The following is a 16,257-nucleotide window of genomic DNA, read 5'->3' as shown; positions in this document are numbered from 1 at the left end:
ATGCCAATACGCGGCTGCACATTGAACTTCAGTCCACTCAAAGAGAGAACATCTATGACGGTAGAAAATGTGCTTCCTGAACACTACGCAGAGCTGCTAGCTGTTTGGGAAAATTCAGTCCGAGCGACGCATGACTTCATCACAGAAGAAGATATTGAGTTTTTTAAACCCATCATTGTTGAGCAAGCATTTCCCGCAGTAACCTTAAAGTGTGTGAAAGACACTACAGGTGCAATACAAGGTTTTGTTGGTGTTCATGATGAAAAAATCGAGATGCTGTTTCTTCTAGACCAAGCAAGAGGAAAGGGCATAGGTAAGATGTTGCTGCAGCACGCGATCAAGCATCTCGGCGCAGTAAAAGTCGATGTGAATGAGCAAAACCCACAAGCCGTCGGTTTTTACCAACGTATGGGCTTTAAAATCGAATCTCGCTCACCACTCGATGATATGGGTAAACCATTTCCAATTTTACACATGACGTTGTAACGCTCGATATGTCGTACATCCGCCTCAACCAGGTTTTGTTAGAAGAAACGCCCAAAGCTAATAACTTTGGGCGTTTCCGTTTGTGACTGTTGGATATAGGCAGTCACTCAAAGCAGGTATAGGAAAGAAAATGTTTTTCACGACAGGTTGCTTTTACCGTGAGAATCAATGTAAGTAACAAACAACTCGACTAGATTCGGATTAAACTGGCCTTTATCTTTTTCGGTTAAAAGGATGTTGATTGCTTTCGAGTTAGGCATGCCTTTTCTATAAGCTCTGTCTGAAACCATTGCGTCCCATGTGTCGACAATCGCGAGCACTTGCGCGATAAATGGAATCTCGTCGCCCTTAAGACGAAATGGATAACCATTCCCATCCCAACGTTCATGATGAAGACCACCAACCATTGTCGCTGTTTCTAGAGCTTTAATACCTCTTGCAATCTGGTAGGTGTGCTTTACATGCTCGCTCATCACTTGACGTTCAATTGGTTCAAGCTTGCCATGTTTATGGAGGATAGTCGTTGGTGTTTTTAGCTTGCCTAAGTCATGTACTAGAGCTGCATCAAAAATCAGCTCTAACTGCGTATCTGTAAAACTCAGAAACTCACCAAAATCATAAGCGATTAAACATACATTGAGCGTGTGTGTATAGGTTTCCGGAGAGTGCTCAGCCATTTCTTGTAGCAACTCAAGTGCTGTAAATGAATGTGCGTGGTTCAATGCCATTGCATACACATGATTGAGTTTGACGTTTTGCATACCTACACCTTAAGTCGTTCGTTTGGGGCGGCAAGTATGGTGAAGGTTAGTGCTTGTGTTAAATGAATGGTCGTGAATCGAAATTAATAAGGGTTAAATCGGTGTTTTAGAAGTTTTTAGAATGGCGTAATTGTTTGGAATCAACGAGATAGCGTCGTATAAAACTTATAGTGAAAATCTATGGGAGAATGGGTTTTAGATTGTGGTTGCGTGGGCAAAAATGGTTAACAGCTATGTCTCATCAATACGCCATTAATGGCATTATTCACAACCATTTATTGGTAACTGATTTCGCTCGTGTGGATGATAGCCGCTCGAACAATCAGTATTAATTATCACATCATGACCCGAACACTATTTCACATTACATTGTGGCGTACGACGATAGCTGAATTCTCAAAGGAGATTGGATACTCTCAACATCACCAAGGGTTGGTCAACAACCGAATCATCATTCAACTAACCCCCGAAAGAACACGGCTTGTCGCTACCGTTCATTTAGATGCCCACTCTCTAAACTATGAAATTAGCAGCACTCAAGATTGCTTCGATTTTTGCCAACTACTCAAGGCAATAGAAAGTGTCAAAAGCTTCTAACCAGCATTAAGCTCTGGATTTCATCAATTAAGAACAATTAATTCTCAAATTAATCATTTTAATATCATAGTCTTAATCGTTAATAACTAATCATAGTCATTTAGTGGTTACTTTGAAGCGTAGCAGCCAAAATGTTTGAATCTTCAACAACCGAGTGACATCAATGAAACTGTTCAACATGTATCTGTTGAAAAGGAATTCATCTCTATCTTTGCTAACAAGCGTCTCCCTCGCAACACTTCTTACTGCGTGTAATGGTGGTAGTGAGGGCGGCTCGGACAATCCGGTAATTACTTCACCTGTCGACAATACAGCGATCTTCTCTGCCAACATTGGTAACAATGCTATTGTTGGTGAGCGCACTTCTATTAACGTTACTGGTTATGTTAATACAAGCGATGATAGCGAGTTTGAGATTACGTCTGTCGAGTCGTTATCAGGCGATGCTTGTCAGATCGTCAGTTCTAGTTCAACGTCGTTTGATGTGAGCTCGAATGAAACGCAAGATTGCCTGTATCAATACCGAGTTTCTCCTATGAACAGTAGCGCACAGTCAGAGTCTTATGTTCGTGTTGCTTCTGCTTCAACATATGCATCGACATCGTTACCGAGAATCACAGCCTCAACCACCGAGAATCAAGAAGTCGTCATTGACCTTGAAACGGAGTTAGGTGCTTCGATGCCCGATAGTAGCTACGAGTTACAAGAACAGATGGTTGTTATTGGCAACGGAAGTGCCACTTATCTCGACTCACAACGCGTTCAATTTACTCCGACAGGAAAAGGGCAAAGTGAGATTTTCTACAGCTACGAAAGCGACTCTGCCATCAAGCAAGGTACGATTTCGGTTTCTGTCTCGGAGTTGACTGAAAATACTCCACCAACCGCCAATGCATTTGCTCATCAAGAACTCATTAAACTTGGTGAAAGCACCACGATAGATGTTGCGTCATATGTCTCCGATTTGGATGGAGATGACGTTCAGTTAGTCAGTGTTGAAGACTTTAACTCTACGATCGCATTGTCGTCGCCAACCGACGTAACGAATACTCAATTTACGTTCGAGTCGACAACACCTGGTGCTCACGATGTGGCATATACCGTCAGTGACCACATGGGTGGTTACACAACATCGGTTGCTCGTATCGAAGTAGAGCCTGATTTTTCATTGATTCAGGATTGGGAAGACATCGTCACTTACGATCCAGTTATTGATACAGAGATTCATTTTTTTGCGCCGATGACAAAAGTATATGCAGACTACGTAAATGCGTCTTACACCTCAACCTATACAGAAAATGGTGAATATGGTTTGAAAGATGCAGAGGTGGTAATGCAAACGCTCACCCAAGCACGTCAATACTGCAAGGTGCGTGGTGGTCGTTTGCCACTCCAACGCGAACTTGAAACCCTAATGGCAAACGAAACCAGTGCGTTCAGCAATCACAACTGGCCAACGAGTAAGAAGTATTGGACAGCCGAGAACGTCAGTGAAACCAATACAGCGACGGTTAACTTGAATGATGGCCTGGTTGGCAACCAGTCAAAAACTGTGGCTATGTACACAACGTGTGTTGATCTTAGTGGCGGTGTTAAGGATTTCTCATCAGTGATCGAAAGTAGTTCAGCGGTATCTAATCGCTATGACTACAGGGTTCAAGTCTTTGATCCTGATGGCAACCTTGCTCCTTTTACTGATGTCACACTTGAATCAGTTTATGAACGGGGAGTATTTCAGAATAGAGAACCGATTAGTCATCTAACTACCAATGATTTAGGCGTTATTAACGATTCATATTTTGATATCTCTTTCACTGAGGAGGTTGTATCAATTGAAGTTAGCTCCGCAGAGGAATTGTTTCCGTTCGTTCCTGAAGATGATCATCTAGCCATTGATGTTACAGACCCATCGCTGTGGAGCAGTGATGAATATTGGAACAAAGGCATATACGAGCCGGATGAACAAGGTTTGATGTTGATGCCAGGTGTCGGCTACAGCAAGCTTTTTCACATTTATGAAACGCCGTTTAATGGTGAGAACTTTGTTATTAGATTTCGAGTCACGGCTGACAGCAGTTCTTCTCGAGGTGAGTTTGCTGTGATGATACAACAGCTAGGAAATGATCAGAGTTCTTGGGAGCAAGACGGAGTTATACAAACAGGAAACACTAGACCTTACCCTGTAGGAGAACCGACGGCATTTGGTTTGAATGTAAACCTCTATGGTTCCACACCAGTCTCGCTGTTTGAAGGGGGAGAGGTTTCTAGTTCTACGAATATTAGCTTTCGTGACCCTGACCGTTATTACTGGTTTGATAAAAGAGGGGAAGAGGTTTTTGTCTATACCTCTCTCACCGAAGACAGACCTGCACAACCCTCTGGATCTTTTAGCATAACTGGAGGAGTTGATCTGACCAATCCTTATTGGTTATCGATCGGCGGAAAGAACGCAGAGGCATCAAAAAACTACCGTATTTCAGAACTGCACATGGCAGCTTACTAGGGGAACACAATGAAAAAGTCTTTAATACTAACTCCAGTGGTGATGTGTTTTCTTTCTGCATGTAATGGTGGTTCTGGTAATGATTCATCATCCAACAGTGTTGAAGGAAGCTCTCCTGAGACAGTGAACATTGAAAATTCTCCTATCCAATCTAAAGGACTGGTGAGTGAAGAGGTTGCTATCGACGTTTTGGCAACAAATGATGTCAACGCGGCGATGGAGGTGACATCTGTGCGTTCAATATCAGGAGATAGTTGCCAGGTTACCTCCATTGATAAACAGTCATTTACGACTAGCTCTGACGAAGTAGGAGAGTGCCAATACGAATACACAGTCGCACCACAAAATAGTGAGCTTTATGTTGGTGAGGAATCCTCAATTGCTCGTGTTTCTGTGTCTGAAACAGCAGCTGATAACACAGTACCCAACCTTGCAGAAACGACGGATATTGATACGCCTGTTGTGATTGACCTTTCTCAGGAATTAGCCGAGGAACTTGATACATCAGTGTTCTATCTATCGTCTGATGCATCTGTGCTTGGCGCCGGTATCGTTGATAGCGATGCGGCTAACAATATGCTTACCTTTACTCCTTTTGATGTTGGAGTTTCTAGGATTACTTACTCGATGACGGATGGTTCAGTTACTAAACTTGGAACGATTGATGTTGCCGTCTCTGATACACAGAATACGCCGCCAGTGGCTCTTAACTATGTCCGAGAAGGCAAGTTAGATAAAGATATGCTGGTTACTATTGATCTAACGGAGTATGTCTCTGATGCAGAAGATTCGGTGATCCTAGAGTCTGTCCGAGCTTACAACGCAGTAACGGAAATTACGTCTGCTTCTGAGCATACGTTTACGTTTCGTTCTTCAGAGCCTGGTGCGCATGAAGTGGCTTACACCATTAATGATGGACGTGGAGGGTACGATGTTGGACAAGTTTACATTGAAGTCGAGCCGGACTTTAGCTTGGTGCAGGATTGGGAGGACATTACTCTTACAGATGCAGTCATTGAGGCTGAAATTACGTTTTCAGCTCCGATGTCAGAAGCGATGGCTGAATACGTTAATGCTGATTATATTGACTCCAATATCGAAAGTGGTGAAGTGGGGCCCAGAGGGGTTCAAATCGCTTATATGAATTGGGAGCAGGCTAAAAATTACTGCTATACCCGAGGTGGAAGGCTACCAATGACTAGAGAACTAGAGTCTTTATTAGCTGAACTTCCATTTTTTAATCACAACTGGCCAACAGAGATACCGTACTGGTCAGTTGATAGGCTTTCTGAGGCGGATGCACAAAAAGTAGATTTGACTTCTTCTGAAATATCTTCAGGAAATGCGAATGAAGATTATGGCTACGTTACGTGCGTATATCTTAACGGAGACGCAAAAGATTTTACGGTCACAAACTTAGAGAGTGACGATTTTGGTGACTCTACGAATACAACTAGGAAAATCACAACGACATTATTGGATCCTGATGGAAACCCCGCCCCATATCAAGACGTTATGTTTTGGATTCGCAGTGACGGGGTTGGTGGTTTCGGAGCTTCTAATACTGATCGTGAAACAGAAGATAAGTCGGATATTAATGGCATCTCTACGGCGTTCTATGAGTTTACTCGTGGGTATGAAGACAACGTAATGGTGCAATACAGAGATAGTGTTGACTTTGTAACGGTGAACTTTGCTGAAGGAGGGTTCGATGTTACCAATCCGAATGACTGGAATGTTTCTAAAGTTAATGGAACAACCGAGCTTGAGGCATATGAACCTATTATTAGTGATAAAGGTACAAAAGTGGCTGTAGGTGAAATAAGTCAATTTATTACCTCGATAGCTAAGAAACCGCTACTTGGCGAGCATGTAGAAATTAAGTTTGGCTTAGATAGAAGTACAACTGATAAACTGACTGCTGGGAATACAAATATCGTTTTACAACAAGTTAGCTCTAAAGCTCCAAATATATACGAGTCGTGTGATGAAGCGATGTATGGAGATTGCAGGTGGTCTACCGATAATAAAGATGATGCGGGGATCCCTCAAACAGATGAACGTTGGTTAGCTTTTATCTTTGACTATTATGGCAGTAAGATTGTTCTTAAAGATAAAAATGGTATTTTAGCTCAAGGGACTTTAACAAATCGAGGGTTATCACAACTGTACTACAAAGTAGTGATAAATGGCTCTATGATATCCATATATCAAGCAACTAACACTGATTACTCTGATCAGTCATTAGCATTGAGTGCTAGTATGGAAAGTTCAAGCATAGACACCGAGAGCTTTTATTACTTTGGATTGTCCGGTGGAGCGCATGGTAATAGCGGAGTCAGAGCGGTTATTAACGCACTCGATATTCAATACTAATACTAACTAGGGGCTCTATTTGAGCCCCTATTCACATTCAGAGTTTTTTCTCATCCAGCCAATTTAGCTCGCCTCTTATACCAGCTATTTGCCTCTGTACTCCCTCAGACTCAATCTCTCCATCATAAGTCAGCAAAAAATCATGCTCGTTCAAGCGTTTAAGCCTCACATCAAAATAACGGTTATTCACGTTTATCAGATCTCTTTTAAATGCAGCAGATGAGTGATCTGCGATGTACAAATACTGAGTTTTCAAAGTTAAAAAGTAGAAGCTGTTTTTTTTGTAGCCTAGAATACCGGAACTTTTCCTTGTCGTTCCGTCCTCCAGTGTTGTGACGAAGGTGAATATACCATGGTTGACATAAACACTGAGTGTCCTTTTGGGGTTCGTAAGTTTGCTGTCAATGGAGAACTTAGAGCCAACTAAGCTTAGCCATGGGCTTGTAATAGCAAAGAGACCAATAGCCACTGAAGCCTTCCAAAATGAAAATTTACCAGAAGCCCAGTTGGCCAGAAATCTCGACATTATCGAGTCTTTCATATTCAAACCTCTTGCTGAGATAAACAGTATTACTTTTGGCGTCGAACTGAGCAACGTTGATTTGAGATAAGTAATCTTTAGCGTTCATCTCAATCGTTTCGGCTGCATTCCGATTGTTATTTAAGAACTCGTAGTTTTTGTTTATCGAGAGCATAAAAACAGTTTCATCAACGACGGCATAAAGCCCGTAGCCGTGTCGAATGATGTCATTTGGCATGAATTGAAGTGATGAATAAAAGCCATGCGCAAACTGCAAATGTGTCTCCAGTCGATGTTCTGAGGCAGGGCTATAAACAGTAAAATCACCACCGGTGGCATTGATAAAGGGCATCACAACAATGAGAGCTGCGATGCCAATCGTGCGTTTGATATTCATAATAAGTACAAAGAGTAATAGAGTGCGCCGCTATACGACAAAATGAGAACACTTAAAAAGAGATCCCCCCAACGAATGTGAGGAGGTTGAGTTTGGTTTGAGTCTTGTTGTGATTGCTTGTTTGGTTTTCTCTCCAAGCTTGGGCGAGCAGTGAATGGGGTACTGTCGCAGCCCGGTTGTTCAAACACAACGTTGACTCCGACAGGTAGGAGTAATTTGTATCCAAGGGATGGATAGCTTTTGACTTCAATCTGTTCGTCTATAGTTTCGAGTTTTCTACGCAACTTCATAATACTAACGTTGAGAGAGTTTGAGCCGATGGATTTTTCTGGCCATCCTGAGTTGATCAACTCTTCACGGCTATAAATGCTATTGGTGTCTTTAAATAGAGTTTTCGCAATGTTTAAACTACTGACACTCATTGATACTGACTTGAGCAAGCTTTGGCTTGACTCATCGTATGCTTCAATAGTTCGGTTGTCTTCATTAATGCAAAGCAGCATGGGTTAAGGGCACTGTAAGTTGGGGATCTTAATCACTTGTTCGGGGTAAATTACGTTAATGTTTTTGAATGCTTCAAAGTGAGCGTTCGCCGTTTTCAGCTCTGTAAAAGAGACATTATGTATACTTGCAATCTTGTATAGCCAGTCCCCGCTTTTGACGTGGTATATCTCAGTCTTACATATGTTGTTTTCAGCTTTTTCCTTGGCGACTTCAGACTTAGAAGCTTTATTTGTTTGTATTTTTGATACGACTTCAAAGTCGTTATAAACAGGCGTTACAACATCAATATTGGTCTTTTGGAAGTGATACTGAGCGCCAAGGCCTAAAGACTGTAGTTTGTATTCAGACGCTTGATTGAAAATAAACTTATAGCCAAAGTTAAACGACCAACGTTTACTTAGATCATAGCGTACACCGAGTTGCGCGATAGGTGATAAGTCATTACTTTCCCGCATAGCTCCCAAGCCGCCATAAAGCTTGTAGCGTTTAGAAAGAGGTGCGTTGCCTAATAAGGATAAATCGGTCGCGTATCGAGACTGGTTCTGTATTGTGTCGCGGTATTCTCCCGGCTTGACGATATCGAGTTGACCGTAAAAACCAGTAGAGGTTTCTATCGCCCAAGTGGGAGAAAGCTGATAACCCAACGTTAATGACCCGCCAAAGGAAGAATCAGGCTCTCCTGTCTCTGTTTTTCCGTTGTGAGTGATTGTCCCACCAGCGTACCAATTCGAAGGTTGTTCAGCCGCAAAAGTAGATAGGCTCGTAGCCAGAACGATGATGACTGCTCTTTCTTTCATTAGTAGAGCTCCTCAAACATCACAGTAAAACTGCCGGAATAAGTGCCAGACTCAACCTCTGTCGAAGGGATATCCTGATAATTCACATTGAGATCAAAATTGATGGTGCTCGTCGGTGCATCTACCACATAACTTGTCTCATCATTTGTCAGTCTATTCACACCATCTTCGACCCATATTTGGTCTTCACAGTTTGATGATGGACATTCAATGCTAAAAGGGATTTCCGATTCACCGGTACTTGAAGTGAGTTTGAAATCATGAGTTAACAAAGTCATAGATAGTCCTGTGCTGAATGTGCCCATCGCAGTAATATTGAATGTGGTTTCAGCCGACACGGTGTGATTTGCAGTGTCATAGACGGGCTCCAACACTCCATCTCCCGAGACATCAATACTTTCTAGGCTGTTAGGCACGTAATCAATATTGATGGTAAAAACGTCTGAAAGCACGCGGTAGGTGAGGGCACCTCCCGATGACTGATAGTAGTACCGAACATCCGCAGGTATCGTCGTGGTATACAAGCCTTTATCTTGACCTTGTAGTGCATTCAATAATGCAGATGTGTCCATCTCAAATGTTGGTCTGTAAAAGTAAAAAGGCGTCACCGCTGTGCTGTAATCTAAAGAAAAGTCTGCACTGCAGTTTTGTACGCTACTATCGGAAAGGGTAACGATATTGCCAGATAGCTGAGAAGTGGTGCATGTTGGGCTCATAAGCTGAGTGTCATTGCGTACATAAGCGTTTGATGACACGTTGTACTGCACGCCATTGAGAGCGATAGGTGCATTGATGGTTGCACCAGTCGGCCCGGTTAACGTCACTTCATTCGGCTTATTCGCCAGATAAGCGCCCGGCAAAAAACGCTCGGTAGGGGCTAGACCACTGGCAACCGTCCAATCACTGAGCGTATACGAGCTACCACCTAACGTAATTGCATTGTCTAATCGTAGCTGTTGACCCTCAACGATAATGTTGAGAGTAGCGCTTTGTGCTAACGGAGAGGCAAGTAGCATAAGCCAATAAGCTGAACGAACCATTACTTGCGTTCCTTCAACGTCAATTTTTTACGGTAGCTTTCGTCATGATTGACGATGGTGACCTCAATTTGGTCTTTATCGATGTTTTTAGGCAACTCGTAAGCACGCTCTCTACCTGATAGCGACATCGCCGTAAATTCACAGTCTTCTTTTACGGCATCAGTACATTGGTCTACATACGCACGTATAAAGCTGTTACCTGTGTTGTTAATATGTAATTTTCCACCAGACAATGACACGGAATAATCGATTTTCTGTGTTTTAGCAGGGATCACGAACAAAGGTCGGTAGCCAAAGTTAATCGTTACTGCGGATTTCATCTTTCCTTCAGGATCGTATGGCGATGGCTCAAAGCTCACCAAGTAGTATTGATCTTCGCTAAAATCACATTTGTTACCGCAAAGAGAACGCACACCGACTTGTTTCTGGCGCCCAGACTCGACGATCATCTTCGGATGGGTCAGAGTGACGCGCCAATCAGAGAAATTTTCCTCAGTGTATGGTACGCGAGTCAGCTCTCCGTCTTTTATTTGCAGTTGAGTAATGTTTGATTGAATAAATTCAGTCATTGGCTTGTTGTTTGAGATCGTAAAAACGCCGTTGCCGTATTCGTCACCCACCAATAACATGGTGTCTACATTCATTGCTGACGCGGTATTTGCAATTAGTGCTACTGCTAAAATTGGAAGTGATTTCATCATCAGTTACCTTCTGGTCGATTAAGTACAAAGTCGTGCTCTTGTTGCGTTTCCGAGTTGGCGTATTGAGCGACGTTTTCAATGTTTTGACGTTGTTGATGACTGAGTTGAAGATCCTTATCTCCAGTCAGATAAACGAAAGACTTTCGACCTAAACGAGTGGTTAACACCTTGGTTCCGTTGTCAGTCATTGCCTTAAGTTGTTGATCAATTTCGGTGAGGTCATCAAACTGACCGATGTACATCACGTTGATTTCTTGCTTATCTCTTACCAATACGATGGATTCCATTGGGGAGAGAGCAGGTTGGCAGTAGTTAGTGCCAAAATTCAGTTGCTTTGCATCGTCTACGGATGGCAAATAGCATTGTTGTCTTCCGCTAGTTAATGAGAAGGTTTGGCCCTCTTGTACATCAATCTTGTGTATACCTGATGTGATATTTGAGATTGATAAACATGCTGGTCCTTCACACTCAATTTTTTCGATGTCATTACCGAAAATATCTTTGAATTTGCTAACAAAGCTAATTACACGACTGACGTTTGAATTCAATTCAATAACCGTCCCCGGATGTGTATAACCAGTCGTATTTTGTTGACCTGTGTTGTGAAGAGCGACGCTCTCAACATCTAATTCGATCGTACTTGTTTGATATTCATCGAGTGGAATCAAAGCGGATTCACCATAAATATATTCTTTGTGTTTGATCTGCTCGTCCGCTTTTACAACCAGCAATCCTTTTGTTTTTTCTTCGCCCTCATCGAAACGTATATTGTTTTGCGTTTCAACAGTGACGTAGGCGTCGCTCTGTTTTGTCGTAAAATTAACGCTATTCTTGCCAATAACCTGAGTGCTGCTTAGTGAAGCGTTAACGGACTTTTCTCCATTGTCGGCAACGTAAACAAAGCCATCTGCTTGATAATGATCGTTTCTATTAGCTGCGTAAGCCGTCACATTGTTTAGCGAAGACTGCGAAGAGTTTGAGTAGTAACTATTGCTTGCAGTCAAGCGTACGTCAGTCTCTTCACTCTCTATCAGATCACGAGTCTCCAAGCTGTTGGTGTACTGGCTAAATCCATCTTGATCAATGGTTACGCTCGATTTTCCTCTGAGCTTTGATGCTAATGGTACTGACCAATTTAGCGCGAGTGTCACTTCGCCTTCATCAAAGTTAGAAGCGAGTACTTCATTGTTGTAACTCAAATTGACATCAATAGTAGAGTCGAGAACGAAAGGCGAACTGACACCTGATGACAAAAACCAGTTCTTACGTTCGTTATTATAGATATCTGCTTGATTCAAATAGTTTACTGAGCCGTACCCGCGAATGTTGTCACCCAGAGCGAAGCTGCCAGATAGGCTTAATTGTTCTTTGTTTGTTGCACCATATAGGTATTGCGCGAAACGGTTTTTCTCTTCGTTTTCCAGCTTTTCGTAAGTGACACCTATATGGTCAATATTTAAGTAACCCGATAAATAGGTCGCTTCGCCGTCCACTGACGATACTGTCAACTCGTAGCGACTCTCAAATGGTAAGTAACCCTTCAAGCCAATCTGGTTCATTATGTGTTCTTCCGTCAGGGTAGAACCCAGTGCAATGGTTTGAGTATCAGACCATTTATAAGCAGTCATGCCTTGCAGAAAAGGCGCTGCTTCAAACGATTCTGTCTTTTCTAACTCAAACTCATCGTCTTCACTTACGACATCGATTTCCCCCCCTTGAAACTGACCAGCAGCAACAAAGAAATCGAGTTCACCGGTGTTTAACGTATCGGTTTGTGCGTTGTAGACTCGGACTGACTCTGAAGAAACCACTTGCGAGCCTGTCGTGATCTCTACTGTCACGTCATAAACACCATTTGGAAGTTCCGAGTAGCGAATGCTACCTTGCCCTTCTGTCACCGATTTTTGGGCAATGATCTGTTCATCTTTATAAACCTTTAACACACCACTAGAAGGCGCGTAATAGAACAGAAACTGATCATCATTGTTACTCGCACGGCTCAAATTTTTGCTTGAAGATAAATTGACGTTAACATCGTGATATTGTGTGCCATTAAGCAAAAATGATGTGCTGTTCAATGCCAAGCGATCTTGATGATAGCCAGCAGTTAGACGTAAATTTTTGTTCTCGATGTTGTAGTAACCGTAGTTAACCTCAGACGCGTTATCTTGATTACTCGCATAGGCATCGAGATGAACCGAACCATAAGGTAAGCCGATTACCAATTGATCACTGAGTGAGAGGTTAGGGCTGTCGGTGAAGTCAGACGATGTGTATAAACTTGCTCGATTAATCAAACCTGGATTGGCGTTGTATGTTGACGCATACTCTTTTTTTAATGCTCCTGGCTTAGTATTCGCGAGCAGTGATTTGTTTACGTACACGTAAAGTTTGTTCGAATGATAATCATAGAATGTATCGAACGATTCAGGATTCAGGGAACACAGATTTAAGTCGCCAACACAATCTACGCTGTTTTCTGTACCAAGCATGAACTCATTTGCGATTTTCTTCGCTGCAACTTCAGTTACTCCAGAGCGCACAAAGTGAGCCACTAGCTTCTCTGTATCATTAGGTTGTTGTAATTGGACAGAGGTATACGTTACCAGCATAGGTAGAGCGATAAAGGTACCATTTAAGCCCTTGACCTCGACATCACGAACTTGTTGCTGATAAAAGTTTTGGAAGCCGTCCGGCACCGACGCTGCTTGAGTTGTCGCATTTAGTGCGAGTACACCCAAGATACTGTAAGCAAGAGTGAGAGTTTTATTCACAGTGAAAGCTCCGCAAGCACAGAAAGTTTGCCTTGGCATAAGCTCGCGCTTTCAGGCAAGGTTCCGAAAGAAAATTTGACGTCGTATTCGCCAGTTTTTACGCCATCCGAAGCCTGATTGAACTCCATTAACACAGGTTCAAGCTCTGTTAATGGCTGTCCCTCAATGTAAACCTGAGCAAAATCCGACGGCGTTATTAGCGCCGTCTCATCAATGCTGTAACATTGTGAAGTATTGCTCTTCATAAATAGTTGAAACTTCATTGACTGATCCGTGCTAGGAATATCCGTAGCAACAGTCAGCAATGTAAACGCATCATCAAACGTGTTCGTTTCGGCATTTGATTTAAGCGTCAGTGAAGAAGGGGAAAACGCGACGTCAGTGATCTGATAAGAGAAAAACTGACTTTTATCGATTTCACTTACTAACTGGAAAATGTGCGTCTCTGCCAGCGCGCCGAAACTCAAGACTCCGGATAGCAGACAGAAAAACGAACGATTCATAGAAGTCTTCACGTTATTCCCCAAGCTATTTAGAGCGCTTCTACATAGCTAGCAGCCATTTGAACAATAACTTGAGCTTCGCCTTCAACAGGGACATCGGTAATCTCTGTGTTGTTTGTAACAGAAAGCTGCAGATAACCACCTGTTACCTGACCAGAAGTTCCTTGAGTAAAGGTCTGTGATGAAGCATTGTCAGTCAACTCAAGAACAGCCTCTTGAGTTACCTGATTGCCAACCAATACTTGAGAGGTCACGTAAGTCCAAGTCGCTTCTGGCTGACGAAGACCTACTTCTTGTGTTTCAGGGTTGTAGTCGCGAGCCTCTAGAACCACATTTGAAGAAGTGAAAGTGCCGTCTTGATTGACGTAAAGAGTACCTTGTTGAATATCACCACCTGATTCACCGGTGATGATTAAGTTTGAGCTTGGTACTGAGCCGCCAACAACACCACTCCAAATTGCATCAGCAAGCGCTTCGTCTGCTGCATTTGCTGCACCTGAAACCATTGTCATTGCTGTCGCACTCACTAAGAAAAATGTATTAAGTTTCATGTTTTTCACCTATGTTTAAAAAAGTTATTTACTCGTATTTAATATGAGATTGGGCTGTTTTGTGTGGAGAGCAATTTGACTCTATTGAGCGAAACTTTGGAAATAAAAGGCTGTTAATAGTGCTTTACCGATGATTAAAAGAGATTTAATTTGATTGAGTTAGATTGATAAGTTTATGAATAACTTGAATTTATATTTTTTTATATAACAATTAATGCTAATGGAGTTGCACGAGGTTAAAGATGTACGAACGACTTTCTATTGATACCGTCAGAAGAACGATTACTTTAGTTGATAGTGAATCGGGAAGGGATAATCAACCACTTGAACTGAATCGAAGTGAGTATAATTTGCTTTTGGCTTTTTGTGACTCTCATGGTGAGGTGATAGACAAACAGGCACTTATTGAATTGGGGTGGCCCGGTCGTGTGGTTGGTGATAACTCGCTTGCGGTTGCTATCATGAAGTTGCGAAAAAAGTTAGACAGCTTGGATTTGGGCTTTGAAATAAATAACCTTCCCGGTGAAGGTTATGTTTTTATCAATGCTAAGAACGTGGGAATAGCACATGAGAATGGCGTGGCAGAGACATCTTTACGTGAAACCGAAGAGCTCACACCAATTGAGCCTTCTATTGTAGATAATCCAGTAGAAGTTGACGAAGTGGTTTGCATCTCAGAACCCCCTCAAGACACGGGTATCAAAAAGCTTATTAGAACACCGCTGTTTTGGGAGGTTTCACTTGGGATAATTATTGGTGCGGTGACCTTCTTCTTCGTGTATCGCGAAGCTTTTGAATGTTTTGATTGCTTTGGAGGTTTAGGTGGCTAACGTAAAAAGAATGAGTTTGAGATTACTTGCGGTAGTTTGTATCGCTTTTTTTCTACCATGGTTCTTTTCTCTTGGTACTTATTTTTCTGGTTACGCCCACTTTCAAGATGAAGAGCATGAGATCTTATTGACGGCTAAATCGGGCTTCTACAAAACCATTCACACTTTTGATGGCCAAGTGTACCGCGTTCACACTGGTATCTATGCGTCTTTAGGCAGTTCAATGTATTTCTTTTCACTTGATGGTAATTACATTGAAGGCCTTGATCCTGAGTTTGCGGAGAAAGTGATCAGTTTAGATTTATCGCGTTATTTCCGAGGACTCACTCATGTGAAACTTGCAGATCGAGGGGATGGTAAGTGGATCGGTAAGATGCAGAAGGCAGAGAGTGAACATTTATTTGATGAAGTGGTCCTCAATGGTCGTTTGGTGGGGTGGTGATAATGACTACGAAGAAAAAAGTAATCATCTACCTAATCTTATTCATCGCTCTATTGTCCATTCCATGGGTTAATGCAGTCAGCAGCAATTTTGTAATGGAAGGGGATTTTGGCGACAGGAGCGTCAAATTTATCGGCTCTCATGGCCGATATAAACTAGAGGCAAACTACCGCTCAAAGACACATGTTGTAAATACGGGATATTACGCTTCTCTGTTTGACACTTTGTATTTATTTCAGGTGCGCCGAGATAAAGTCGCCGCTGATGATGCGTTTGATATTAACGAGTTTCTTAGGGGCCATCGAATTGTTATTGTTTTCAAGCTTAATCAAAAGTCCGACAAAGAATACTTGGTCAAACTTATCGAAGAAGACCCGCGAAAAGGTATCTCTGAGTACCCAGTAATTATTGAAGGTGACTTGGGGATTTTATAGTAAGCAAGGGGTAGCGCTCTAATAACTAGAGCGCTATTTTG

At 42.3% G+C, this 16,257-nt stretch carries 16 protein-coding genes; 6 read left to right on the top strand and 10 right to left on the bottom strand.

Translation table 11 applies throughout. From position 1 onward, the window contains the following. Nucleotides 1-54: 54 nt before the first annotated feature. Nucleotides 55-486: a GNAT family N-acetyltransferase gene (locus tag C1S74_RS03365; protein ID WP_045401453.1), complete on the top strand. Its 432-nt coding sequence runs from the start codon at nt 55-57 to the stop codon at nt 484-486. A gap of 137 nt (nt 487-623) precedes the next feature. Here the strand turns inward: C1S74_RS03365 and C1S74_RS03360 are convergent, their stop codons facing one another. Then, a complete protein-coding gene (locus C1S74_RS03360; RefSeq protein ID WP_045401450.1) occupies nt 624-1,247 on the bottom strand; it encodes an HD-GYP domain-containing protein in 624 nt (207 codons plus the stop codon). Nucleotides 1,248-2,007: 760 nt separating this feature from the next. Here C1S74_RS03360 and C1S74_RS03355 point away from each other — a divergent pair. Both C1S74_RS03355 and C1S74_RS03350 read left to right on the top strand, forming a co-directional pair. Next, complete coding sequence (locus C1S74_RS03355; protein WP_045401447.1) at nt 2,008-4,347, top strand: adhesion domain-containing protein; 2,340 nt, start codon at nt 2,008-2,010, stop codon at nt 4,345-4,347. Between the two features lie 9 nt (nt 4,348-4,356). Beyond that, nucleotides 4,357-6,723, top strand: coding sequence for a hypothetical protein (locus C1S74_RS03350; protein WP_156145322.1), 2,367 nt, complete (start codon nt 4,357-4,359; stop codon nt 6,721-6,723). A 37-nt stretch (nt 6,724-6,760) separates the two neighbouring features. On the opposite strand, the gene C1S74_RS03345 is transcribed toward C1S74_RS03350, so the two are convergent. The 9 genes from C1S74_RS03345 to C1S74_RS03305 form a co-directional block, all read right to left on the bottom strand. After that, nucleotides 6,761-7,264 carry a hypothetical protein gene (locus C1S74_RS03345; protein ID WP_231578903.1) on the bottom strand — a complete coding sequence of 168 codons (504 nt, stop codon included), beginning with the start codon at nt 7,262-7,264 and terminating at the stop codon, nt 6,761-6,763. Next, complete coding sequence (locus C1S74_RS03340) at nt 7,215-7,640, bottom strand: hypothetical protein (protein WP_045401435.1); 426 nt, start codon at nt 7,638-7,640, stop codon at nt 7,215-7,217. Before C1S74_RS03340 ends, C1S74_RS03345 begins: the two co-directional genes overlap by 50 nt. After that, a complete protein-coding gene (locus C1S74_RS27115) occupies nt 7,637-8,062 on the bottom strand; it encodes a winged helix-turn-helix domain-containing protein (protein WP_369386136.1) in 426 nt (141 codons plus the stop codon). Before C1S74_RS27115 ends, C1S74_RS03340 begins: the two co-directional genes overlap by 4 nt. An 84-nt stretch (nt 8,063-8,146) precedes the next feature. Beyond that, nucleotides 8,147-8,941 (bottom strand): LysM peptidoglycan-binding domain-containing protein, encoded by a 795-nt coding sequence (locus C1S74_RS03330; protein ID WP_052437312.1) that lies wholly within the window; start codon nt 8,939-8,941, stop codon nt 8,147-8,149. Continuing rightward, the gene (locus C1S74_RS03325) at nt 8,941-9,981 is read right to left on the bottom strand and encodes a hypothetical protein (protein WP_045401429.1); all 1,041 of its coding nucleotides are present in this window, start codon (nt 9,979-9,981) and stop codon (nt 8,941-8,943) included. The genes C1S74_RS03330 and C1S74_RS03325 overlap by 1 nt, the downstream gene beginning before the upstream one ends. Continuing rightward, nucleotides 9,981-10,682 carry a fimbrial biogenesis chaperone gene (locus tag C1S74_RS03320; RefSeq protein WP_308622747.1) on the bottom strand — a complete coding sequence of 234 codons (702 nt, stop codon included), beginning with the start codon at nt 10,680-10,682 and terminating at the stop codon, nt 9,981-9,983. Before C1S74_RS03320 ends, C1S74_RS03325 begins: the two co-directional genes overlap by 1 nt. Next, entirely contained in the window at nt 10,682-13,456 is a 2,775-nt protein-coding gene (locus tag C1S74_RS03315) for a TcfC E-set like domain-containing protein (RefSeq protein ID WP_052437311.1), read from the bottom strand. The genes C1S74_RS03320 and C1S74_RS03315 overlap by 1 nt, the downstream gene beginning before the upstream one ends. Then, complete coding sequence (locus tag C1S74_RS03310; RefSeq protein ID WP_045401423.1) at nt 13,453-13,959, bottom strand: hypothetical protein; 507 nt, start codon at nt 13,957-13,959, stop codon at nt 13,453-13,455. Before C1S74_RS03310 ends, C1S74_RS03315 begins: the two co-directional genes overlap by 4 nt. A 29-nt stretch (nt 13,960-13,988) precedes the next feature. Next, nucleotides 13,989-14,510, bottom strand: coding sequence for a hypothetical protein (locus C1S74_RS03305; protein ID WP_045401421.1), 522 nt, complete (start codon nt 14,508-14,510; stop codon nt 13,989-13,991). A gap of 242 nt (nt 14,511-14,752) precedes the next feature. On the opposite strand from C1S74_RS03305, the gene C1S74_RS03300 reads away from it, so the two are divergent. Genes C1S74_RS03300 through C1S74_RS03290 form a run of 3 tightly spaced genes read left to right on the top strand, consistent with a single transcriptional unit; the run spans nt 14,753 to nt 16,216 of the window. Continuing rightward, on the top strand, nt 14,753-15,340 hold the full coding sequence (locus C1S74_RS03300; protein WP_045401418.1) for a winged helix-turn-helix domain-containing protein: 588 nt from the start codon (nt 14,753-14,755) through the stop codon (nt 15,338-15,340). A gap of 10 nt (nt 15,341-15,350) precedes the next feature. Next, entirely contained in the window at nt 15,351-15,782 is a 432-nt protein-coding gene (locus C1S74_RS03295) for a hypothetical protein (RefSeq protein ID WP_231565416.1), read from the top strand. A 2-nt stretch (nt 15,783-15,784) separates the two neighbouring features. Continuing rightward, nucleotides 15,785-16,216, top strand: coding sequence for a hypothetical protein (locus C1S74_RS03290; protein WP_045401413.1), 432 nt, complete (start codon nt 15,785-15,787; stop codon nt 16,214-16,216). Nucleotides 16,217-16,257: the final 41 nt, after the last annotated feature.

The sequence above is a fragment of the Vibrio hyugaensis genome (genome assembly GCF_002906655.1).
Lineage (GTDB): Bacteria > Pseudomonadota > Gammaproteobacteria > Enterobacterales > Vibrionaceae > Vibrio > Vibrio hyugaensis.
This window is presented reverse-complemented; position numbering and strand designations above follow the sequence as displayed.